At 65.8% G+C, this 22233-nt stretch carries 26 protein-coding genes and 1 pseudogene; 9 read left to right on the top strand and 18 right to left on the bottom strand.

Annotated features, from left to right (window positions below):
* Positions 1-462, top strand: a 462-nt coding sequence (locus RT697_RS08480; protein ID WP_313698107.1) for an AraC family transcriptional regulator, incomplete at its 5' end; no start/stop codon positions are given.
* Between the two features lie 96 nt (positions 463-558).
* Positions 559-3177 (top strand): PBP1A family penicillin-binding protein, encoded by a 2619-nt coding sequence (locus RT697_RS08475; RefSeq protein ID WP_313698105.1) that lies wholly within the window; start codon positions 559-561, stop codon positions 3175-3177.
* A 62-nt stretch (positions 3178-3239) separates the two neighbouring features.
* Here the strand turns inward: RT697_RS08475 and RT697_RS08470 are convergent, their stop codons facing one another.
* Entirely contained in the window at positions 3240-3953 is a 714-nt protein-coding gene (locus tag RT697_RS08470) for a metallophosphoesterase (RefSeq protein ID WP_313698104.1), read from the bottom strand.
* A 189-nt stretch (positions 3954-4142) separates the two neighbouring features.
* Between RT697_RS08470 and RT697_RS08465 the strand changes: the two genes are divergently transcribed.
* Positions 4143-5315: a PepSY-associated TM helix domain-containing protein gene (locus RT697_RS08465; RefSeq protein ID WP_313698102.1), complete on the top strand. Its 1173-nt coding sequence runs from the start codon at positions 4143-4145 to the stop codon at positions 5313-5315.
* A complete protein-coding gene (locus RT697_RS08460; RefSeq protein WP_313698100.1) occupies positions 5312-5509 on the top strand; it encodes a hypothetical protein in 198 nt (65 codons plus the stop codon). The genes RT697_RS08465 and RT697_RS08460 overlap by 4 nt, the downstream gene beginning before the upstream one ends.
* A gap of 61 nt (positions 5510-5570) precedes the next feature.
* On the opposite strand, the gene RT697_RS08455 is transcribed toward RT697_RS08460, so the two are convergent.
* Complete coding sequence (locus RT697_RS08455) at positions 5571-6395, bottom strand: aldo/keto reductase (RefSeq protein WP_313698098.1); 825 nt, start codon at positions 6393-6395, stop codon at positions 5571-5573.
* Between the two features lie 270 nt (positions 6396-6665).
* Between RT697_RS08455 and RT697_RS08450 the strand changes: the two genes are divergently transcribed.
* On the top strand, positions 6666-8471 hold the full coding sequence (locus RT697_RS08450; protein ID WP_313698097.1) for an ABC transporter ATP-binding protein/permease: 1806 nt from the start codon (positions 6666-6668) through the stop codon (positions 8469-8471).
* Positions 8472-8522: 51 nt separating this feature from the next.
* On the top strand, positions 8523-8909 hold the full coding sequence (locus tag RT697_RS08445; protein ID WP_313698095.1) for a Rieske 2Fe-2S domain-containing protein: 387 nt from the start codon (positions 8523-8525) through the stop codon (positions 8907-8909).
* Positions 8910-8964: 55 nt separating this feature from the next.
* Here RT697_RS08445 and RT697_RS08440 read toward each other — a convergent pair whose 3' ends face one another.
* A complete protein-coding gene (locus RT697_RS08440; protein WP_313698093.1) occupies positions 8965-9948 on the bottom strand; it encodes a bile acid:sodium symporter family protein in 984 nt (327 codons plus the stop codon).
* Between the two features lie 110 nt (positions 9949-10058).
* Between RT697_RS08440 and RT697_RS08435 the strand changes: the two genes are divergently transcribed.
* Positions 10059-10901 carry a LysR substrate-binding domain-containing protein gene (locus RT697_RS08435; RefSeq protein ID WP_313698091.1) on the top strand — a complete coding sequence of 281 codons (843 nt, stop codon included), beginning with the start codon at positions 10059-10061 and terminating at the stop codon, positions 10899-10901.
* 5 nt (positions 10902-10906) lie between these two features.
* On the opposite strand, the gene RT697_RS08430 is transcribed toward RT697_RS08435, so the two are convergent.
* From RT697_RS08430 to RT697_RS08370, 13 genes and pseudogenes are all read right to left on the bottom strand, one after another.
* Positions 10907-11440 (bottom strand): OsmC family protein, encoded by a 534-nt coding sequence (locus tag RT697_RS08430; RefSeq protein ID WP_313698089.1) that lies wholly within the window; start codon positions 11438-11440, stop codon positions 10907-10909.
* A gap of 47 nt (positions 11441-11487) precedes the next feature.
* The gene (locus tag RT697_RS08425) at positions 11488-12321 is read right to left on the bottom strand and encodes a cytochrome c (RefSeq protein WP_313698087.1); all 834 of its coding nucleotides are present in this window, start codon (positions 12319-12321) and stop codon (positions 11488-11490) included.
* Positions 12294-12590: a hypothetical protein gene (locus RT697_RS08420; protein ID WP_313698086.1), complete on the bottom strand. Its 297-nt coding sequence runs from the start codon at positions 12588-12590 to the stop codon at positions 12294-12296. The genes RT697_RS08425 and RT697_RS08420 overlap by 28 nt, the downstream gene beginning before the upstream one ends.
* Positions 12587-13442 (bottom strand): annotated as a pseudogene (locus tag RT697_RS08415) (ABC transporter ATP-binding protein). Before RT697_RS08415 ends, RT697_RS08420 begins: the two are co-directional and overlap by 4 nt.
* Positions 13436-14452: an ABC transporter permease subunit gene (locus RT697_RS08410; protein WP_313698084.1), complete on the bottom strand. Its 1017-nt coding sequence runs from the start codon at positions 14450-14452 to the stop codon at positions 13436-13438. The pseudogene RT697_RS08415 and the gene RT697_RS08410 overlap by 7 nt, the downstream one beginning before the upstream one ends.
* Positions 14439-15470: an ABC transporter substrate-binding protein gene (locus RT697_RS08405; protein WP_313698082.1), complete on the bottom strand. Its 1032-nt coding sequence runs from the start codon at positions 15468-15470 to the stop codon at positions 14439-14441. Before RT697_RS08405 ends, RT697_RS08410 begins: the two co-directional genes overlap by 14 nt.
* Positions 15471-15621: 151 nt before the next feature.
* Entirely contained in the window at positions 15622-15948 is a 327-nt protein-coding gene (locus RT697_RS08400; RefSeq protein ID WP_313698080.1) for a hypothetical protein, read from the bottom strand.
* A gap of 143 nt (positions 15949-16091) precedes the next feature.
* Complete coding sequence (locus tag RT697_RS08395) at positions 16092-16307, bottom strand: hypothetical protein (RefSeq protein WP_006388022.1); 216 nt, start codon at positions 16305-16307, stop codon at positions 16092-16094.
* A gap of 99 nt (positions 16308-16406) precedes the next feature.
* The gene (locus RT697_RS08390; protein WP_313698079.1) at positions 16407-17513 is read right to left on the bottom strand and encodes an AGE family epimerase/isomerase; all 1107 of its coding nucleotides are present in this window, start codon (positions 17511-17513) and stop codon (positions 16407-16409) included.
* A gap of 147 nt (positions 17514-17660) precedes the next feature.
* Positions 17661-17873, bottom strand: a complete 213-nt coding sequence (locus RT697_RS08385; protein WP_006218759.1) for a hypothetical protein — start codon at positions 17871-17873, stop codon at positions 17661-17663.
* A gap of 327 nt (positions 17874-18200) precedes the next feature.
* Positions 18201-18425, bottom strand: a complete 225-nt coding sequence (locus RT697_RS08380) for a hypothetical protein (RefSeq protein WP_175138534.1) — start codon at positions 18423-18425, stop codon at positions 18201-18203.
* Between the two features lie 71 nt (positions 18426-18496).
* Positions 18497-19243 carry a sulfite exporter TauE/SafE family protein gene (locus tag RT697_RS08375; RefSeq protein WP_313698077.1) on the bottom strand — a complete coding sequence of 249 codons (747 nt, stop codon included), beginning with the start codon at positions 19241-19243 and terminating at the stop codon, positions 18497-18499.
* Positions 19244-19306: 63 nt separating this feature from the next.
* Positions 19307-20218, bottom strand: a complete 912-nt coding sequence (locus tag RT697_RS08370; RefSeq protein WP_313698075.1) for a DMT family transporter — start codon at positions 20216-20218, stop codon at positions 19307-19309.
* A 160-nt stretch (positions 20219-20378) separates the two neighbouring features.
* Between RT697_RS08370 and RT697_RS08365 the strand changes: the two genes are divergently transcribed.
* On the top strand, positions 20379-20849 hold the full coding sequence (locus RT697_RS08365) for an Lrp/AsnC family transcriptional regulator (RefSeq protein ID WP_006226939.1): 471 nt from the start codon (positions 20379-20381) through the stop codon (positions 20847-20849).
* Positions 20850-20974: 125 nt separating this feature from the next.
* On the top strand, positions 20975-21208 hold the full coding sequence (locus RT697_RS08360) for a hypothetical protein (RefSeq protein WP_313698073.1): 234 nt from the start codon (positions 20975-20977) through the stop codon (positions 21206-21208).
* Between the two features lie 96 nt (positions 21209-21304).
* Here the strand turns inward: RT697_RS08360 and RT697_RS08355 are convergent, their stop codons facing one another.
* Entirely contained in the window at positions 21305-21901 is a 597-nt protein-coding gene (locus RT697_RS08355; RefSeq protein ID WP_313698071.1) for a YSC84-related protein, read from the bottom strand.
* 100 nt (positions 21902-22001) lie between these two features.
* On the bottom strand, positions 22002-22202 hold the full coding sequence (locus RT697_RS08350; RefSeq protein WP_313698069.1) for a hypothetical protein: 201 nt from the start codon (positions 22200-22202) through the stop codon (positions 22002-22004).
* Positions 22203-22233: the final 31 nt, after the last annotated feature.

The raw sequence follows: 22233 nt of genomic DNA, 5'->3' as shown, positions 1-22233 counted from the left end.
GAGCTGATCCTGGCGCTGACGGCCGAGCCCATCGACTACCCGCTCGGGGGACGGGTCGAGCAGATCGCCGCGCTGATCCTTGCCGAGCTGGCCGCCGCGCGCATCGTGCCGATCCAGATTCCCTGGCCGCGCGACCGGCGCCTGCAGGCCATCTGCACGGCCATCCTGGACCGGCCCGGCCTGCAACGCGGCATCGAGGACTGGGGCAGCGAAGTCGGCGCCAGCGCGCGCACCCTTATCAGGCTGTTTCAATCCGAATTGGGACTGAACTACCGGCAATGGGTGCAGCAGGTGCGGCTGGCCGACGCCGTGTGCCGGCTGTCGATGGGCGTGCCCGTGGCGCGTATCGCGGCAGACCTTGGCTACCGCAGCGCCAGCGCCTTCTCGGCCATGTTCCATCGGGCGCTCGGCGCCCCGCCCCAGCGCTACCTGCAATCCGTCCCCGGCACGCCAGAAACCTGAACGAAAGCTGAATCCGTGAAAAACGGGCAGATTTCGTTACCGAAACCTTATTGCGCCCTGGGCGGTCTATAGCGTTCTGCCCTAGAATCGCCTGCAATGAGCAATCCCCAGCAATCCTCCGCCAACCCGGGCGGCAAATCGGGCCTCTCCTGGAAACCTATCCTGGTCAAAGCGGGCATCGCAGCCGCCGGCGCAGCCGTGTGCGGCGCCGTTGCGCTTGGCCTTGCCCTGGCCCTGGCGTGGCCCAGCCTGCCCGACCTGCACGCGATGACCGACTACCGGCCACGCGTCCCCCTGCGCATCTACACCGCGGACAAGGTGCTCATCGGCGAATACGGCGAAGAGCACCGCAACGTGCTGCGCTTCGACGAGATTCCCCCGGTGATGCGGCAGGCGGTGCTGGCGGCCGAGGACGACCGTTTCTACAGCCACGGCGGCGTCGACTGGATGGGCGTCGCGCGCGCCGTTCTGACCAACATCGTCAAGGGCTCCAAGTCCCAGGGCGGCAGCACGATCACCATGCAGGTGGCGCGCAATTTCTATCTGTCGTCGGAAAAGACGTATTCGCGCAAGTTCTATGAACTGCTGCTGACGTTCAAGATCGAATCCGAGCTCACCAAGGACCAGATCCTTGAGCTCTACATGAACCAGATCTACCTGGGCCATCGCGCCTATGGCTTCGCGGCCGCCTCGCGCACGTATCTGGGCAAGCCGCTGTCGGAGGTCACGCCCGCCGAGGCCGCCATGCTGGCCGGCATTCCGAAAGCGCCCTCGCGTTTCAATCCGATCACCAATTACCCGCGCGCCGAGATCCGCCAGCATTACGTGCTGGGCCGCATGAAGACGCTGGGCTACCTGACGCCCGAGCAGACCGACGAAGCCCTGAAACAGCGCCTCACGATCCGCGGCTCGGACGGCAGCAGCACGCGCGGCTTCGCGGTGCACGGCGACTATCCGGCAGAACTGGCCCGGCAGCTGATGTATGGCGTGTTCCAGGAGAACACCTACTCGTCGGGCATCGACGTCTACACCACGATCGACTCCAAGGCGCAGGAAGCGGCTTACCGCGCCGTGCGCGACGGCATCATCGACTACACCCGCCGCGCGGTCTATCCGGGCCCGGAAGACCAGGTCGAGCTGCCCGCCGACGTGGAAAAGGACCCTCAGGCACTCGACGAGATCCTCGATGGCGTGCAGGAAAAATCGCCCGACAGCGAAGACCTGCTTGCCGCCGTCGTGCTGGCCGCCAGCCCCACCGAAGTCACCGTGGCGCGCAGCGGGCGCGACATCATCACCATTTCGGACAAGAAGGCCCTGGCGGTTGTGGCCCGAGCGCTCAATCCCAAGGCCAGCGATGCCCAGCGCATCCGCCGCGGTTCGGTGGTCTACATCCACAAGAACGGCGACAACTGGGAAATCATCAACATGCCGGCGCTGCAGGCCGCGCTGGTGTCGATGGTGCCGCAGGACGGCGCCATCCGCGCCATGATCGGCGGCTTCGACTTCAACCGCGGCCACTTCAACCGCGTCACGCAGGCATGGCGCCAGCCTGGCTCGAACATCAAGCCGTTCGTTTACGCGGCTGCGCTGGAACGCGGCCTGACGCCCGCCACGCAGATCTCCGATCAGCCCTTCATGCTGACGGCCGAGCAGACCGGCTCCAAGGCCTGGCAGCCCAAGAACGACGGCAACAAGTACGAACCCATGCTGACCCTGCGCCAGGGGTTGATGCGGTCAAAGAACATGGTGTCGATCCGCATCCTGCAGGCGATTTCGCCGCAGTACGCGCAGGACTACCTGACGCGCTTCGGCTTTGACAAGTCGCGCTGGCCGGCCGTGCTGCCGCTGGCGCTGGGCGCGGGCGGCGCCACGCCGCTGCAGGTCGTCAATGGCTACAGCGTATTTGCCAATGGCGGCTACCGCGTCACGCCCTACCTGATCGACCACGTCACGGACCGCTCCGGCAACGTGCTGATGAAGACGCAGCCCGTCGTGGCCGGCGACGCGCAGGCGCGCGCCATCGACCCGCGCACGGCGTGGGTCATGGACGACATTCTGCGCGACGTCACCGTCAACGGCACCGCCGCCCGCGCGCATCAGGTGCTCAAGCGCAACGACATCGGCGGCAAGACCGGCACCACGAACGACGCTGTCGACGTCTGGTTCTCGGGCTTCACGCAAACGCTGGCCACCACCATCTGGATGGGCTTTGACCAGCCCAAGTCGCTGGGCACCAACGAGTTCGGCAGCGGCCTGGCGCTCTCCACCTGGCTGGACTACATGCAGCCGGTCTTAAAGGACGTGCCGCAAGCCAAGCCGGCGCCGCGCCCCGACGGCCTGCTGGTCGACAACGGCGAATACTATTTCTCCGAATTCCCGCCCGGTCAGGCCGTGGCCTCGCTGGACCTGTCTTCCGGCGACGCGCTGACCGACTTCCTGAACAACAACCGCTCGACCGACGGCGTCGACACCTCGGTCAAGCCGCTGCCCCCCGGCGGCGCCGCGGCCCCGGAAGGCAGTCCGATCCAGCCGCCGCTGATGCCGATCCCCGTGCCACGCGCAGACGCCATCCCCGTCCCGCAGGCGCAGGCCATGCCCGCTGCGGGCGGCGTGCAGACGCCTGCCGTCCCTGCCGCAGCCGCACCGGCCGACTCGGCCGGCGTAAGCGCCAGCGCCGTGACCGCCCCCGGCACGGTGACCGCCCGGCCGCTATAAAGGGCTGCGCATCACGCAAAAACGGGCGCCTCGGCGCCCGTTTTGCTTTGGGGGTCCCCGCGCTACTCGGCGGCTGCGGCCTCTGTCACGACCTCGCGCGGCCACGCCTGCAGGGATTCAAGATTCAGGAACGTGAAGTAGCCTGCATTCCAGCCTTCGGTGTCGATGTGATACACGTTGCCCAGCGCCAGCGGCGACGCCACCGGGGTGTGCCCCGCCACCACCGCCCGCACGCCGAGGATGCCGGTGCGGTCCATCTGGCGCAGACGGTCGCGCGACCACTGGCACGCCGCGCTGGTTCGTTTATAGCGGTCCTGCAACGCGGACTCCAGCCGGGGCCAGAACAGCACCGGGCAGTCGGCATGCAGCAGTCCGACCGCGCCCGACGACGTTTCCACCTCGATGGCAATCGGCAGCCGGGTGAAGGCCTCGGCAAACACCTGCTGCCGCTCGGCGGGCAGATCGATAAACCAACCGCCGCCGTAGCCGCGCCAGTTCGTCACGTCCACCTTGCCGGTGCGCACATGGCGAATCGCGTAGTCCTCGTGGTTGCCTTGCACCGCGTAGAACCAGGGCTTGGCCAGCCAATCCAGCGCGGCCTCGTTCTCGGGCCCGCGGTCGACCAGGTCGCCCACGGAAAACAGCCGGTCACGGGTGGGGTCGAACCCTAATTCGTCCAGCGCCTGTTGCAGGCGCGAAAAATGTCCATGCACATCGCCTACCGCGAAGTCGCGGCCGGACTCGTTGCGCGGGACCTTGAGAAAACGCTGCTCCATGATGATTCGGGAATACCGCAAGGAAAAATCTGACCCTTCTTTTTAACCCGCTTTGGTCCGTCCCCACGGCCAGCCTCGTCGCCGAAAGGGTCAAATAGCGTTACGAGAATCGAACTTGTTCGTGATAATGTTTTCTCCTTTCCCGTACTGCCCTGAAAGAAGCCGCGCAAGCTGCCTTCCGCCGTCGCCATGACCGCCGCGTCCACCATCAAAACCTGGTATCTCGTCCATAAATGGACCAGCCTGGTTTGCACGATCTTCCTGCTCATCATCTGTCTGACCGGTTTGCCGCTCGTGTTCCACCACGAGATCGAGCATTGGCTCGACGACGGCAAGCCGTTGTCCGCGGTGCCAGCGGACACCCCGCCCGCCAACCTCGACAAGCTCGTGGCCAACGCGCGAGCGATGTACCCGAACGAAGTCGTGGACTACCTGTCCTTCGACCCCGACGAGCCGCAGGTCTTCGTCGGCATGGCCAAGACGCCCGGTGACGGGCTGGCATCTGGCCACGCGATCCGCATGGACGCCCGCACGGGCGACGTGCTGCTCGACGGCCCGCTTTATACCGAAGACAAGTTTTCGTTCATGGGCATCATGCTGGCGCTGCACGTGGACCTGTTCGCGGGCCTGACCGGCGAGTTGTTCCTCGGTTTCATGGGGCTGCTGTTCTGCGTGGCCATCGTGTCGGGCGTCGTGCTGTACGGCCCCTTCATGAAGAAGCTGGAATTCGGCACGGTGCGCGCCACGCGCTCGACGCGCCTGAAATGGCTGGACCTGCACAACCTGCTGGGCATCGTGACGCTGGTCTGGGCGTTGGTGGTGGGTCTCACCGGCGTCATCAACGAACTGTCCACGCCGCTCTTCCGCCTGTGGCAATCCACCGAGCTGCCCCGCGTGCTGGAACCCTACAAGGGCCAGCCCATCCCCACGCAGCTCGCGTCGGCGCAGTTGGTGGCCGACACCGCGCGCAAGGCGATGCCGGGCAACGAAGTGTCTTTCATCTCCTTTCCCGGCAACGCCTTTGGCAGCCCGCAGCACTTCATTGCGTGGATGCGCGGCGACTCGCCCCTGACGTCCAAGCTGAACACGCCCGTGCTGATCGAAGGCCGGACCGGCGACCTGACGACGGTGGCGCGGATGCCGTGGTACCTGACCGCGCTGGAAGTTTCGCGGCCGCTGCACTTCGGCGATTACGGCGGCCTGCCGCTCAAGATCATCTGGGCGCTGCTGGACCTCGTCACCATCGTCGTGCTGGTGAGCGGACTATATCTGTGGCTGGCCCGGCGCCGCGCCACCGAAGCGCGCATCAACGAACTCATCAAGAAGCACCAGGCCGCCGCCCCGCAAAGGACGCCCGCATGAGCCGTTCAACGGGTAAAGGCAGCCGGGGCTTCCTGTTCGTGTGGGGCGTGCCGATCCTGCTGGGCGCGCTCAGCATCTTTGGCCTGCTGGCGGCCCTGCTGGGCACCGGCGCCTGGCATTGGGCGTCATGGACCGCCCTGAGCATCCTGCTCGTAGTCATCGTGCGGTACTGGGTGTTCCCGCTCAAGCACTAGCCGAACAAGTTGCGCCGACGGCGGCCACGCGCGCCGCGTGCCGCCCGCCGGGGTTCTTACACTATGCGAACTTCTCGGGATCCGGTCCCAGCCGCGGGCCTTCCTTGATGCCGTCGATGGCGGCCATGTCCGCTGGCGACAGTTCGAAGTCGAACACGTCGATGTTCTCGCGGATGCGCTCCGGCGTGACGGACTTCGGAATCACGACCAGGTTGTGCTGCAGATGCCACCGCAACGTCACCTGCGCCGGCGACTTGCCGTGCTTTTGCGCCAGGTCCAGGATCACCTTTTCCTTCGTGATGTTGCCCTGCGCCAGCGGGCTCCAGGACTCGGTCACGATGCCATGCCGCGCATGAAAGGCCCGCAGCGCATTCTGCGTGAACCCAGGATGCAGCTCGATCTGGTTGACGGCGGGCGTGACGCCGGACGCGTCGATCAGGCGTTCCAGATTGGCCTGCGTGAAGTTCGACACGCCGATCGCGCGCGCGCGGCCGTCTTCCTTCATCTCGACCATGGCGCGCCACGCGTCCAGGAACTTCTCGCTGCCCGCGACCGGCCAGTGGATGAGGTACAGGTCCACGTACGCCAGCCCCAGCTTCTCCAGGCTTTCGTCCATCGCCTTGTGCGCGTCGTCGTAACCGTGCTTGTCGTTCCAGAGCTTGGTGGTGATGAACAGGTCCTTGCGCGCCACGCCGGCTGACCGCAGGCCCGCGCCCACGCCCGCCTCGTTGCCGTAGATGGCCGCCGTGTCCACCGACCGGTAACCTGCCGCCAGCGCTTCCTTCACGCTGGAGGCCGCCTGATCGTCCGGCACCTGCCAGACCCCCAGGCCCAACTGCGGAATCTTGCCTCCGTCGTTCAATTTCACTGCGGGTACCTTCGCCATAAGACCCTCCGTAGCAAGCGACGCAACCCCGGCGCGGCGAAAACGCGCCCGGTCGCGCAACCAGGGGAGCAGCCGGCCGGACCCCCGATTGGAAGAGAAAGAAACGGGCCCGACGTGCTGCGCCCGTATGGCCAAACCAACTTGAAGCCCCCGGTTCAGGCCCGCCCGAACCAGGGGTTATCCCTCAAATAGTACCGCTGGTGCCCCATAATGCCCTGCAAACGGCTTAGCTCCCCTGGCGGAGCCGGCCTCAACCACTGCATCCAGAACATGAATTCTCCTGAAACGCGGCCCGGCAAGGGCGGCGGTCTTGCCACGCTTCGCACCCTGTTTCCCTACCTGTGGCCGCCCGGCAGAACCGGCCTGAAGGTCCGTGTCGTGGCGGCGCTGCTGTGCCTGTTCGCCGCCAAGGCCGCAACCGTCTACGTGCCGCTGCTGTACAAGCAGGCGGTGGACGAACTGGGCAAGGGCGCGCCCGGCACGGTGACGGTGCCGCTCGGCCTGATCCTGGCCTACGGCACCGCCCGCGTGCTGTCGCTGCTGTTCTCGGAACTGCGCGACGCCATCTTCGCGCGCGTCGGCCAGCATGCGATCCGCTCGGTCGGCCTGCAGATCTTCCGCCACCTGCACGGCCTGGCGCTGCGCTTTCACCTCGCACGCCAGACCGGCGGGCTGAACCGGGCCATCGAACGCGGCACCAAGGGCATCCAGACGCTGCTGTCGTTCCTGCTCTTCAACATCCTGCCCACGTTCTTTGAAATCAGCCTGGTCTGCATCGTGCTGTGGAAGATGTTCGACGGCTGGCTGGCGCTGGCCACCGGCGCCACCGTCGTGCTCTACATGGCCTACACGCTTGCCGTGACGGAATGGCGCGCCAAGTTCCGGCGCCAAATGAACGAAACCGACTCCGAGGCCAACACCAAGGCCATCGAGAGCCTGCTGAACTACGAGACCGTCAAGTATTTCGGCAACGAAGAACACGAGGCCCGGCGCTACGACGCCTCGCTCACCCGCTACGAACGCGCCGCCGTGCGCAGCCAGGTCAGCCTGTCGATCCTGAACGTCGGCCAAGCCCTCATCATTTCCACGGGCCTGACGCTGGTGATGTGGATGGCGGCCAACGGCATCGCCGAGGGCCGCTACACGCTGGGCGACTTCGTGCTGGTCAACACGTACCTCTTGCAGCTCTACACGCCGCTCAGCTTCTTCGGCTTCATCTACCGCGAAATCAAGCAGGCGCTGATCGACATGGAACGCATGTTCGAGCTGCTGGGCCAGGATCGCGAAGTGGCGGACCGCCCCGGCGCCAAGCCGCTGCAGGTCTCGGGCGGCGCGGTCGAGTTCCGCGACGTGCACTTCGGCTACGATCCGCGCCGCGCCATCCTCAAGGGCGTCAGCTTCTCGATTCCCGCCGGCAAGACGGTGGCCGTGGTGGGCACGTCCGGCGCGGGCAAGTCCACGATCGCGCGCCTGCTGTTCCGCTTCTATGACACCGACAGCGGCGCCATCCTGATCGACGGCCAGGACGTGCGCGACGTCACCCAGGCCAGCGTGCGCGCGGCCATCGGCGTCGTGCCGCAGGACACGGTGCTGTTCAACGACACCATCCGCTACAACATCGGCTACGGCCGGCCCGGCGCCACGGATGCGGAAATCGAGGCCGCCGCGCGCCTCGCGCACATCCACGACCTGATCCTGACCATGCCGGACGGCTACGGCACGATGGTGGGCGAGCGCGGCTTAAAGCTGTCGGGCGGCGAAAAGCAGCGCGTGGCGATCGCCCGCACCATCCTCAAGAATCCGGCCATCTTCCTGTTCGACGAGGCCACCAGCGCGCTCGACACCCATACCGAACGCGAGATCCAGGCCAACCTGCGCGAAGTCAGCCAGGGCCGTAGTACGCTGATCATCGCGCATCGCCTGTCCACGGTGGCGGACGCGGACGAGATCATCGTGCTGGCCGACGGCCGCATCGTCGAACGCGGCCGCCATCCGCAACTGCTGGCCCAGGGCGGCATCTACGCCGGCATGTGGACCCGCCAGCAGGAAAGCGCCAGGTCGGCGCCGGCGGATTGACAAGCCGCGCCCCCTGTCCGAACATCGCACCCTTTGATTTCCAGGCTTCCCATGCAGGATTCCCCCACCCTTCCCGAAGTCCGCGTCTGCGCCGCCGGCGACCTGGTCAACGGCGGCCTGGGCGTGAAGGTGCCCGTAACCGATGGCGCGGGCCGCACCACCGCCTTCTTCGTGCGCTACCAGGACCGGGTGCATGGCTACCTGAACCGCTGCGCCCACGTCGGCGTCGAACTGGACTGGGAAGGCAGCTTCTTCACCCGTGCAGGCGACCTCATCATGTGCGCCCGCCACGGCGCCACCTACCAGCCCGACACGGGCCTGTGCGTGGGCGGCCCCTGTAGAAACGGGCGCCTCACCGCGCTTGACGTGACCGAGCGCGACGGCAGCGTCTACTGGCAGCCCGCGGGCAAGATCCGTCCGGCGGACGCCGGCGCCTGATCGCATCCAGGGCGGCGCACCACGTCGGAATCAACGCCCTGGGTCATGTTCTGAACTACGCCCGGGCCGCCACTGCCTGCCCCGGCTCCGCCCGCTCGGCGTAACGCCGCGCCAGCACCGCGCAGACCATGAGCTGCATCTGGTGAAAGATCATCAGCGGCAACACCACGACGCCCATCTGCGACGTGCCGAAGAGCACGGTCGCAAGCGGAATGCCCGACGCCAGCGACTTCTTCGATCCGCAGAACACCAGCGTGATCTCGTTCTCCTTGCTCAGCCCCAGCTTGCGGCTGCCCCACGTCGTGATCCCCAGCACCGCCCCCAGCAACAAGCCGTTCACCAGCACCATGGTCGCCAGGTCGATGGCCGGGAACGCATGCCAGATGCCCTGCGCAACGGCCTCGCTGAACGCGGTGTAGACGGCCAGCAGGATCGAGCTGCGATCCACCTTGGACAGCGTGCGGCTATTGCGCAGCGCCCACGCGCCGATCCACGGCCGCAGCAGGCTGCCCACCGCGAACGGCAGCAACAGCTGCAGCAGGATGCGGCCGGCATCGGCCAGGCCATGCCCGCCGCCCTGCCGATGCAGCAGCACGGCCACCAGCAGCGGCGTCAGCACGGTGCCCAGCAGATTGGAGGCCGTCGCCGCGCAGATCGCGCCCGGCACGTTGCCGCGCGCCATGGACGTGAAGGCGATGGAGGACTGGACGGTCGACGACAGCGTGCACACGAACAGCACGCCTATCCACAACGACGGCGTCAGCAGGCCGGGAAACAAGGCGCGCAGGCCCAGGCCCAGCGCGGGGAACAGCAGAAAGGTGCAGGCCAGGATCAGCCCATGCAGGCGCACGTCCTTCACGCCGGACACGATGGCATCCGTGGACAGCCGCGCCCCATGCAGAAAGAACAACAACGAGATCGCCACGTTGCTGGCCACCATCATGAACGTCGCGCCCTTGCCCACGGCCGGGAAGAAGCTGGCGAACGCCACGGTGGCAATCAGGATGAGGGTGAACTGGTCGGGCAGGAAGCGGCGCATGGCAAAGGCGTGTTCATAAAGTTGCGCCCACTATAGGCGCGGCCCTTGCCATCGTGAAGGCCACTGGGTACTTTAACTGTCATTGGAATTCCCTATGACCAGAACGCCCCATGCTCAATCCTCTCTGGCTCAAGACCTTCGCCGCCGCAGCCGGCGCGCCCAGCTTCACCGAAGCCGCGCGCCGGTTGGGCCTGACCCAGCCCACCGTCAGCGAACACATCCGCCAGCTCGAACAGGCCGTGAATCGCCGCCTGTTCCAGCGCGACACCCATTCGCTCGCCCTGACCAGCGACGGCCGCAGCCTGCTCGTGCATGCCGAAATCATCCTGGCCGCGCACGAAAAGGCCGAGCGCCTCTTCGACGCGCCCCGCCTGCGCGGCCGGATCCGGCTGGGCACTTCAGACGATCTGGCGATGGGCCCGTTGCCCGACGTCCTGGCGGCGTTTCGCCTGGCGCATCCCGAAGTCGAGCTGGACCTGACCATCGGCGTCACCAGCGACCTCTACAAGCTGCTGGACGACAACCGCCTGGACGTGATGATCGGCAAACGCCGGCGCGGCGACCGCCGCGGCCAGACGTTGCACAAGGAAGCGCTGCTATGGCGCGCCAAGGAAGGCCTGCGCGTGGATCCCAACGAGCCCCTTCCCTTGATCCTGTTGCGCGAGCCCAGCGTGACGCGCACGCTGGCGCTCGACGCGCTGGCCCGCGCGGGCCGCAGCTGGCAGATCGTCTGCACCAGCACCAGTTACGCAGGCTGCCAGGCGGCCGCGCGCGCGGGATTGGGCATTACCGTGCAGCCCTCGCACCTGTCCACCGCGGGCCTGTCGGCGCCCGCGGGCGCGGCCAACCTGCCCGCCCTTCCGCCGGTCGAATTCATCGTCATCTCGGCCCCCTCGCCCGGCAAACCCACCCGCGCGCTGACCGAGATCCTGATGCGCAGCACCCTGACCTGACGCCCCTACTGCGGCGCGGACCGCGTGTGCTCGACGCTGCCGTGCAGCGCCTGCGGCTGCTTGAGCAGGTTCAGGATCGGGCACCACGCCTCCACCGCCTTGTGCACGGCGCGCACCGCGTGCTCGTCCGCCGGCGACACGATGTGCGCGGTATAGCGGATGTTGTGCGGAAAAAACGGCACCGCCTCATAGCCCGGCTTGCCGCCGCGCGGATCCAGGTCCCCTTCGATCGACACCTCCAGCGATTCCAGCGGCAGTTCCAGCTCCGCCGCCTTGATGAGGAAGATGTGGGTCAGGCAGCTGCCCAGCGATCCCAGCAGGAGCTCGGGCGAACTCGGACCCAGGTCGTATCCCGCGAAGTCGGCGGGGCTGTCGCTCACCACCTGGTGATCGCGAATGCGGATACGCCGCACACCGCTGCGCCCTTCCGCGCTGACGTGCGCGCGCAGCTTCACCGGCTCCACGGTCTTCGGGTCTCGCCCGTTGCGCAGCAATACGGCGGCGCGCTTCTGGTCCAGATACTCGTTCAACGTACTCATCTTGCAGACCTCGCTTGGAAGAAGGATGTGCGAAGGACACGCGGCATTCAGTTGCGCCGCAGGTCGGTCATGGCGATGGGTGCACGGTCCATCGCCAGCAGAATGTCGCCCAGGCCGCGCGCGTTGCCGGCCTCCATGCGCCCGCCCGGACCGCAGACATCGTCGGCGCTGGTCCACGCCGGCGCGGCGTGCGGCAGCAGGCGCGCGCGCAGCCACCCCCGGCGGTCCAGAAGGAATTGCGCGCCCGCCAGGTTGTCCGGCGGCACGCCCGCCGCCAAGGCATAGGCCTCCCATGCCGCCGGGTCCGCGGCCACACAATCGGCATCCGTTGCCCCCGCGCGCCCGCGCGTCAGCGCCACCGTCAACAGACGCGGATCCTGCGGCTCATCCGGCGCGCCAGCCGCCTGCGCCACAACGCGCACGGGCAATCCGCGCAGGCCGGTCAGCCGGTTCGCGCGGCCATCCCTGCAGGTCAACGCCACCACCGGCGCGGGAATCGCCGGCATGCCCGCGCCGCCGCTGGTCCCGTAGGCGTGCAGGCGCAAGTAGTCCAGCACCTGCCAGATCTCGTCCGGCCGCAGCGCCGCATGCAAACCGTGCGCATCGCGCGAGGCAGGCGCTTGTCCGCCTTGCGCCACCCGCCAGTACAGCTCGCCTTCCAGCCGGTTGTCGAACAGCGCCGCCCCCAGGACGCTCGGCCACACCGGCAGGCTGGCCGCCAGCGGCCCGCGCCCGTCCGCTGCCGCGCCGTGGCACGACGCGCAATGCTGCGCATATAGCCGGCCGCCTTGCAGCACGTTCGCGTCCGAAAACGCCAGCGGCGAACGCTGAAAGGACGTGTCCCGCGCCTCGGTCAGCAGCAGGCGCGGCTGTGCAGCCATGCCGCGGCCAGGCCGGCCGCGAGCAGGATGGCCGCCTGCCCCAACGCCAGATGTCCCACGCGCGAACCCAGCAATCCGGGCAGGCCGGGCACCGCTTGCCAGGCCAGGGCCAGCAGCACGGCGCACGCCACGAGCGCCCCGGCCGCGAGCCACGGCAGGCGCAGGGCAGCGCCCCGCCCTGCGGCGGCCGCACTGCCCGCCACCGCCGACCACACGATCAATGCGCCGCCCGCCACCACAGCAGCCAATGCCAGCCACGCCACGCTCACCACGTCGCATCCAGCCCCAGGAGCGCCAGCGCGCGATGCCGCAGCGCCGCCAGCCGCGGATCGCCCCGATGGCGCGGGTACGGCAGATCATTGACGATCTCGTCCTTGATGCGCGCGGGCCGTTCGCTCAGCACCACGATGCGCGACGCCATGAACAAGGCCTCCTCGACGTCGTGCGTGACCAGCAAGGCGGTAAAGCCCGTGCGCTGCCACAGCTCAACCAGCTCCGACTGCATGGCGATGCGCGTCAGCGAATCCAGCTTGCCCAGGGGCTCGTCCAGAATCAGGATGCGCGGATCGTTCACCAGCGCGCGCGCCAGCGCTGCGCGCTGCGCCATGCCGCCCGAGAGCTGATGCGGATACGCCTGGCTGAACGCCGCCAGTCCCACCCGTTGCAGGGCATCGTCAACGCGGCGCCGCTGCGTCTTCAACAGGCCCCGCGCCTGCAGGCCCAGCGCCACGTTGTTCCAGACCGTGCGCCACGTTGTTCCAGACCGTGCGCCACGGATACAGCGTCGGATCCTGGAAGACGACAATGCGCGACGGCGACGGCCCCGCAATCGCCGCACCGTCGGCCAGCAGGTCGCCCTGCGCGGGCGGCTCCAGCCCGGCCACCAGCCGCAGCAGCGTCGACTTGCCGCACCCGCTAGGCCCCAGCAACGCGACGAACTCGCCCGGTTTGACATCCAGGTCGATGCTGTCGAGCACCGGCAGCGCCGCGCCGTCCAGATCGAAATGATGATTCACGCCGCGCACCGCCAGCGCGGCCCCACGCGCGCCGGCAGATTGGGTGCTGGCGGATTGGACGCTGGCAGATTGCGCGCTGACGTGCGCCGTTGCTGTGGCTACCATTTCACGACTCCCTTCTGCCAAGCCAGCAGACGATCGCGGCCCAGGAACAGCAACGTGATCAGCCCGGAAAACACCAGCGCCATCACGATCAGCGCGCCGTACATGTTGGCGTACGAAGCCCAGCCCTGCGCCCACGACAGATACCATCCCAATCCCGACTTCACGCCCATCATCTCGGCCGCCACCAGCACCGAAAACGACGCGCCCAGCCCCATGAAGAGGCCCACGAACACCTGCGGCAACGCCGCCGGAATCGCCACGCGCAGCACCAGAAACCATTCATTGGCGCCCATCGTGCGCGCCACGTCGTAATACGCGCGGTTCACGCCCGCCACGCCCGACCACGTCAGCACGGTCACCGGAAACCACGTCGCCAGCGCGATCAGGAACACGGCCGCGGACCAACTGGAGGGAAAGAAGAAGAACGCCATCGGCAGCAGCGCCGTCGACGGCACCGGTCCAAGAAACCGCAGCACCGGATGCACCCAATACCCCAGCCCGCGCGACCAGCCGATCGCGACTCCGGTCAGAAACCCGGCCGCGGCGCCCAGCACGAAGCCGTTCGCCAGCAGCCACAGCGAATTGACGAGGCTGTCGGCCAGACGCTTGTAGTCCGACACATAGACCTCGATCAGCGACTGCGGCGGCGCGAAGAACGGGCTGGGCAGCAGCGCGAGCTTGGCCGTCGCAACCTCCCAAGCGCCCACCGCCACCGCCAGCGCCAGCAGCCACGGCCCGGCCCGATGCAGCGCGCGTATCGGCCGCAGCCGCTCCGCGCCCGACACGGCCGCAAAGAGCAGCAGGATGGCCAGCACCAGGGCCGCCACGCCGAACTCCCGCGTGTATCCCCACGACGTGAAGCCGACCTCCACGTTGGGCCACGCGAGCGTGATGCCGCCCACCGCCGCCCACAACGCCGCGGCGGCCACGCCGGTCTTCCAGAGCCGCCAGCCCGCGGCGTCCGGCGTATGGGTCGCAGCCCCCACCGTCAACGCATCAGCCGAGGACATTGGGCACCACCGCTTGCGCATACTTGTTGATGTCCAGGCTGGCGCTGAGGACCTTGATCGTCTTCAAGTCCTTGGCGTAACCCACGATCTCCTCACGCAGCGCCGCGCCGGTCGAGGCGTGGCCGTGGCTATGGCTGCGCAGGATCGCGGCCACGCGCTCGGGCGGCACCTTGCCGGGCACGTATGGCGCAAAGATGCGCGCGGTCTCGTCGGGGTTCGAAGCCGTCCAGCGCTGCGCGTCGATCACCGCGCGCGTGATGGCCGCGGCCGACTCGGGATCCTTGCGGACCAGATCCCCGCGCAGGCCCAGCACGCAGCAGGTGCGGTTTTCGTAATCGCCCTCGATGTTGGTGGCGACCTCGCGCAGCCTGTTGTCCTCGCGCAGCGTGTAGATCAGCGGATCGTCACCCGCGATCGCGTCGACCTCGCCCTTTCTCAGCACCTCGCCAAACAGGTCCTGCGGATACTGGCGCCAATCGACAGACTCGGGATCGATGCCCAATTGCGCCACGCGGATCGCGAAGAAGTTCTTCACGGGACTGGCCTGATCGGACACGGCCACGCGGCGGCCCTTCAGGTCGTTCACGGACTTGATGGGCGAATCCTCGGCCGTCAGCAGCCGCATGCAGCCGCCATGCGTGCCCACCGCCAGCTTCACGTCAAAACCCTGCTCCAGCGGCTTGAGCCAGCGCAGCGCCATGCCGATGCCGCCATCGGCATGACCCGTCGCGATCGCTTCCAGCAACTGGTCCGTGGACCCGCTGAAATTGATGCGTTCGACCTTGAGGTTGTATTTATCGAAGAAGCCGCGCTCCAGCGCCACCGACACCGGCGACTGGCACACGGCCGTCTGGCTCCACGCGATCTTGAACGTGCGCGGCGCGGCATTGGCCGCCAGCACGCGCGAGCCCAACATGCCCAGCGGCGCGGCCAGGCCCGCGGCGCCGGCCGCGCGCAACAGCGCGCGGCGTGAAATCCCGTGCGCCACGGCGGCGCCCGATTGGACTTTCGTATTCATCAACCTTCCTTTTGAGAGACCCAGAATGGCGACGATTGCCAGGGGGCATCATCGGCCTGGGCTCAGGCGTTAGACAAATACAAAGTCGGGATAACAATATGGGAGCGGGCTCCCAGCGCGTGCGCGTTGACTCGCGCAACGGCGCGAGAAACTACTCGGGCAACGGGTCCGGCACGCCATCCACATCAACGGACTTCACACGGTCCAGCGCGTTGCGCGCAGCCGACATCGCTTCGATGGTGCTGCGAAACCGTCGGCTCACGAAAATCTCGAACGCCACGCTTTCGGGCTCCGGCGCGGCTTGCTCGGCGGCGATATCCGCGTCTTCGGCGGTCGTCGCCGTTGCGGCGGTTTTCGCCGGCGCGGCAGCCTTCACAGGCAGACGCCGGGTCTCCAGAAACGCACGCGGGGGAATGCGCCCCTCGGGCTGGGTCGCATACGCGACCACTGAAAATCCATTGATGATCTTCTCGGACATTGCGGTTTCCTTGGCGCGTTCATGCAGGCGCACCGACACGTTGCACAACGGCGTGCCGCAAGAAAACTTAAGCGATTGCCGCGCCCCAAAAGCAACGGGCCCCATGAAGGGGCCCGTGTCGTTCGAATGCCGGTGAAATCCGATCAGGGCGCGAGCTTGAAGCCCAGGTCCACGCCCCACTTGTCGGTCTCGCGCAGCCATTTCGCCCCGCAATTCAGGCAGCGGAAGTGGTCTTCGCGGCTTTCTTCCCGGCCCTTCTGCGTTGGGTTGGTAAATCCTTGATGTCCCAGGTGCGAATGAGGCGCGACGCCTGCAAGTCCTGGGTTAATGCGTTGGCAAGCCAAGCACATAACGCTCATTGATGCTTCCCCACAAACAGTGTTAGCAAATTGTAAGGGATTTCACCAATGTCTTTCTATTAAATCGGCGACATAGAGGAAACTAAATTGTTAACGTGATTAGCAAACAACGTTTTGTAACGCCGCCAAACATGTTGCCAGGTGATAGGGGGAGGTGGAGGGCATGTCGGGGCGTGTCACGTTTCCGTTTGTATCAAGGCATTCGTGCCAGCCTGATGGGTGCAGGAAGCGGCTGCGGAAGTTTGCCAGCGCGGGTTGCAGGGCGGGTAGATCGCCCATCACCGCCAGGGCTCTCAGGTATTCCGTCTGGGCCCAGATTCGGCGGGTGTCGTCCGCCACCTTGCCGGACTCGTCCAGCGACGCAATCACGCCCGCGTCATCCACGCCGTGTTCGCGCGACCATTGCACCGCGCGCGGCAGCGACTCTGCCAGGTCCAGGCCTTCGAAAACCTGCGCCGATTCGTGCACAAGGGACAGCCATTCGAACTGATGGCCCGGTTCCAGCCGGTTCCCGGCGCTGCCTTGCAGGGCTTCCGACACGCATTGCGTCGGCGCATGCACGAAGAACTGGCTGATGCCCTGCGCAAGCTCGCGCAGATGCTGCGCAAACCATGCCGGTTCGGCAACCTGCGCCGCGGCCAGATAGGCCTCGGTCAGATGCATCATCGGGTTTTGCGCCGGCGGTTTCAGCGGCTGTGAGAAGTCCGCACTGAGCGCCGCGTAATACAGCGAATCGGTGGTCTTGAAACGCGCCTCGATCGTGCGCGCCGTGGCCAGCATCAGTTTGCGCGCCTGCGCGTTGCGGCTGCGCCGGAAATACGCGGAAGCGGCCAGCACGATGAATGCATGCGTGTACAGATCCTGCGTATCGTCCAGCGGCTGACCCGCGGCATCGACGCTATAGCGCCAGCCGCCGTGCTCGTCCTGGAACACGCGCCGCAGGGATTCGAACAACCGGTCCGTATGCCGCGCTGCTGCTTCACCGGGCGCCTGCGCAAAAATATACAACTGGCGCGCACAAGCCATCGCGCGATAACGCGTGGGCGGCAACGGTTCACCGTTGGCGGAATTCAGAGATTCGTAAGGCAGGCCGAGAGTGTCGTTGAAACCGCGGCCCAGCCACATGGGCAACACGACCGAATCAAAATGCGCCCGCAGCGCGCGGATATCATCCGCTAGAAAGGAATTGGTCTGTGCGGCAGTCATCTTGGAACGACGCATACCCGACGAGGGCCCCAGGTTTTGGAGCAGCAACGATAACCGAAATCGTCGTCGCCATCTCGAAAGTATCCGCCACGTGCTCATGCACACACAGACCGGTCGTGCCGATCAGCTCCGTCCAGGGTGCAAACCCTATCGGAAGATATTTTCCTCTACCCAGTTTTGCGCGAAGATTTCCGCGCGATCACGTGCTTCGTCCAACGAAGCGCAGTTGCCCAAGTGGGAAAACGCGGCATCCACTTCGGTGCCGCCCTCAGCCGTAACCGTCAGCAATACGCCATATCCGCCGGTATCCATGGCCGCTGTGGAAACGTCGATCAGTACTTCCTGGTCACGATGCTGCATGTGCTACCTCCCAGTCGGTTACCTAAACGCGCGAACCACGCGTGACGTGCGAAGGGACAAAATTTCCCGCGCAGAACAATAGACCTGCAACCGTCACGCAAAGTTCATCTTACTGTTCCGACCCAGCGCCGGATACGTCCGAAAGATGTCAATTCCCACATTCCGTCTCAGGATATGCCTCGCCGCACTGTAGGGATGGCATCCAGCACGAAATACTGCGAAAACATTCGCAACCATGCAGTAATTTGCCTGCGGCTGTCGGAATGACGGAATTGGCGAACTGCGTAAATCGGCGATTATCGAACCGCCGCGAAGACCGCAAAAGGTCTAGCGCAAATGGATGGCGCCGGGCTCTTCCATGCGTAATGAAAGCCTGCCCTTGTCGGTGATGACCCAGCGGCCGTCGGCGCCGGATTCGATGCAGCGCAAGGTCTCCAGCGCCTGGGCGACGTGCGCGGGCACTTCGGTCTGGACCGCGCCGGGCTCATTGTTGTCGGCCACGACGCGCAGCCAATGTCCCAGTTCGCCCTTTTCGAAACGATGCAATGCCATGCGTGATTCTCTCTTGAATTGCTCAACGATAGCATGCCGGTCAAGCCCTTCCGCCGCATGGGCGGAGGCGCTCAGGCGAGCAGACGGGGCACTGACGACGCCAGCAACGCAACGCCGGATATCGTCAACAGGCCCAGCACGACGCGGCGGAACGCGACATCGCTGATGCCCACATAAACGCGCGTACCCCAAATCGTCGGCACCAGCATCGCGGGCACGATCAGCGCAAACAGCGGCAGCATGTCGCGCGTGACGACACCGGTCAGCACGTAACTGGCCATCGTCACCGCCAGCATCGACAGATTGAAGTTCTGGATCACCGCGCGCTGCACGTCGCGATCAAAGCCGCGCAAGGTGCACCACAACGTGGGAATCACGCCGGTGAAACCGCCTAGTCCACCCATGACGCCGCCAATTGCGCCGGCCACGCCATCGGCCACCTTGCTGCCCACCGTGATGCGCGGCATGCGCGCGGCGAACAGCATGATCGGACACCAGATGGCAAGCAGTCCGCCGATGAAGGCCTTGAACACCACGGGATCCAGATGCGGCAGCACCTTCACGCCCAGCGGAATGCCGAGCAATCCGCCGACGACGAACGGCAGCAGATGCGCCATGGCAAAGCCGCGACGCACCGTGAAAGCCGCCAGCAATTGCCCGGTCAATGCGCCGAACACCGCCATCGCCGCAGCAAGCCGCGGATCAACGGTCCAGGCCCAGAACGACATGGCCACCATGCCGAAGCCAAATCCCGACAGGCCTTGCACAAAGCCCGCGGCCATCGCCCCCACCACGACCACTACATATAACGAGTCCATTTCTGCAGCGCGTTCCGCATTACCGGCCGGCACCATTTCCGGCGCACGCCATTCTAGTGCGTTCTAGGAAGGACGCAGCGCAAGTGGCCGCCGCAGGCGCGTGGCCAGCGCGGAAGCCGCCACGCTGGCGGCGATCAGCGCAAGACCAAGCGCGAGGTCCGCCGAGATGCGCTCGTGGAACACGACGGAAGACACGATCAGACCGATCACCGGCACGCACAGCATGGCGATGGAGGTCGCGGCCGGCGGGAGCTTCTGCGTCATGCCAAGCACGACGATGAACGTCAGCGCCGTGGCTAGCGGTCCCGTGTACAGGATCAGCGGCCAGGCCTGCGTATCGCCCAGAAAGACCGGCGCACCGTCGCGCATCCAGGCCAGCGCGGCCAGCGGAATCGTGGCCATCGCGGTCTGCCACGGAATCATGTCGGCGCCCAGCCGCACGTGGCGGTTGGCGCGCAACTGGATGATGTTGCAGGCCCACGCAAACGACGCGCCCAACAGCATCACCAGACCGATGACCGTATGCGCCTGCCACGGGCTGAACGCGGGCGCCACGATGACGCCGATGCCGGCGTAGCTGAGCGCCGTCGCCAGCCACTGGCCCATCGACAGGCGTTCCTTCAGGATCAACGATGACAGCGGAATCACCCAGATGGACGTCGCGTAGGCGATGACCGAGGCGCGGCCAGGCGCCACGTATTGCAAGGCCCAAAGCGCCAGCGCCGTGAAAGCGCCCATCTGCAGCAAGGCCACACCCGTCACCAGTGGCCATTCCTGACGCGTCGGCAAACGCAGGCGTCCCAGCACCGCAAGCACCAGCACGCTGATCAGCGCGGCGGATCCGAACCGGCTGGCGGCAAGCCACAACGGACTCATGTGCGCCAGGCCCAGCTTCATCACGGGCCAGTTTCCTCCCCAGATGGCGACCGCGCCCGCGAGCGGGAGGAACTTGCGAAGACTGCCGTGCTGAATCATTACTACCCTGCTCTGCCGCTGATTATTCTGCATTTCGGCCATATGGCCGAAGGACGGAACAGTCTATAGGGTAAACCCCAGCATTTTTGACCGCTTTCTGCGTCGATAACCGGCATACTCAGCACAGATGCACTGCCAACCCGCCGCTTGAAGGTCACTTATGCCGGAAATAAACCTGGATGCCACCGACATCCGCATCCTGAACGAGCTGCAACGCGACGCGCGGCTCACCAATGTGGAGCTGGCCGCGCGCGTCAATCTATCCGCTTCGCCATGCCTGGCGCGCGTGCGGCGACTGGAAACCGAAGGCCTCATCGATCGCCGCGTCACGCTGCTGAACGCGCGCAAACTCGGGCTGAAGGTCAACGTCTTCATCCAGATCTCGCTGGACAAGCAGCGCAAGGCCGCGCTTGACGTGTTTGAACGCGAGATCGCGGTGCTGCCCGAAATCATGGAGTGCTACCTGATGTCGGGCGACGCCGACTACCTCATCCGCGCGTTGGTGCCGGATGTCGATGCGCTGGAGCGGCTGATCGTCGAACACATCACGCGCATTCCCGGCGTGGCAAGCATCCGATCCAGCTTTGCCCTCAAGCAGGTGCTCTACACCACCGCCGTGCCGCTTGCCTGACGCGCATTTCGTATCCATCCGGCGCTTGCGGGTTTGCGGCGGCAAGCCCACAATGAAAACGCCTGATGCCGGCTATTCCTGATCGGCGTCAGCATCCCTCCCATCGCTTAGCAAGGAGCAAAACCATGCCCGAAACCGAATGGTTCCCCGGCAACACGCTACCCGATCGTCAGGGTTACTTTGAAGTGGAGTTCGCCACCGGCGAAACCGAAATCACGCGCTATGGCATGTTGGGCTGGGAGCCCGAAGAAGAGCGCGGCCACATCCTGCGCTGGCGCGGGCTGGATCCGAACATCGAGCAAGCCGAGATCGATCGCGAAGCAGCCCTGCGCAACAACAGCGACAACGTGATCGGCTGAACGGCCGGCACAACCTGCGGGGCGGGTCCAACCTGCCCCGCATAAAACAAAACGCCGCGGAGGAATCCGCGGCGTTTTGACTGCACGCTTGCCCGATTAGCGGTCGAGCTTCGAGATCTTCGTGCCCGCGAGCGACACGCCCGCCATCAGCCCGCCGTTGTTCATCACGAAGCCCACCACCGGCTGCTGAGCCGTGTTGGTGTCGATGCGGCCATTGGCGCCAATGTTGACCACCGCGACCGTGGCGTCGGCGCCGACGGTCCAGCCGCTGCTGTTGCGGAATTTGTTCAAGGCGTCATCCGTCATGAACAGCAGGATCATCGCCTTCGACTGCGCGCCGGCCTGGAAGCCGATCGAGCCCGCGGTCGTGCTGTAGTAGCCGGCATTCTGGCCGCCCACGCGCAATACGCCCTTGCCATGTTCGGCGCCCACGATGAAGCTGCCGCTCAGCACGTCCGGAAACACCAGCACGCCCTTGGCGCGCGCCACCAGATCCTTGGATTGGGGAGCCGCTTCGTACAGCTTGGCGAGGGTCGCGTTGGCCGCGCTGTTCATCGACTGCCGCTGCTCGGACGTCGAGGCGGCCGGCGACTTGCTAGGCGTGGTCGTCGTGCAACCCGCAAAAATCAGGCCGGCGGCGCCGATCGCGATCGCCATGCTGGTACGGCGCAGAACAGGAAAAGTGTCGAACATGGAACTCTCCTTTTGTTGTCATACAGGGACAACTGTACCGGGCAATCCAGATCCGACAAGTCAGACGAATGTGATAAACGAAACAAAACACTAGCGAGCGCTAGAGAATTCCGTAGCGAGGTTCGCCCGTGTGCTCATCCACCGACAGGATGCCGGAGAGCACCAGTTCGGCATGGCGCCGTGCGATGACGGGATCGTTGAAAGTCACGAAGCGGGGCAGCGACCAGCGCCGCGCAACGGTTTCGTTGCCATTGCGGCACACCAGTATTTCAATAGCCAACACGCCGGTTTTCAGGTCCACGACTTCGCACTGCACTTCAAAACCATTGATA

Origin of the sequence: Achromobacter sp., from assembly GCF_032113835.1 — a bacterium.
GTDB lineage: Bacteria > Pseudomonadota > Gammaproteobacteria > Burkholderiales > Burkholderiaceae_B > Achromobacter.
This window is presented reverse-complemented; position numbering and strand designations above follow the sequence as displayed.